The following is a 366-nucleotide window of genomic DNA, read 5'->3' on the forward strand; positions in this document are numbered from 1 at the left end:
GGCCGGGCTCGCCATCGCTTTGTGCCGGGCTGCTTTCCCACGCGAGGTTGTCGCCGTCCCAACCGTACAAGGTAAAGCCGCAGCCGAGTTCGCGCTGTTTGCGCGCGTGTTCGTTTCTGTTCCAGAGGGAACCTGCTTCCGGGCGCTGTTTGTAATGCGCGCGGGAATTTTTGTGCAGGCGGCGTCCCAGTGCGTCGTAGGCGAAATCAACGCTGAGGCGCGGGTCTTCGAAATGCACCAGTCGATCAAACAGATCCCAACGCAGGTCGCTGCGTTGGCCGTTGTGCCAGCGCTGGATCTGGTTGCCGCGGTCGTCGTAGTCGTAGTGGGTGCCGGCGTATTCGCGCAGCAGGTTGTCGACCAGTT

The 366-nt window shown here is 62.0% G+C and carries 1 protein-coding gene; it reads right to left on the minus strand.

The window, feature by feature from the left end:
* A partial coding sequence (locus ACW9IR_RS29730) for a hypothetical protein (protein WP_457466183.1) occupies positions 1–366 on the minus strand: 366 nt, incomplete at both ends.

The organism is Pseudomonas sp. SDT291_1_S447 (assembly GCF_054070155.1).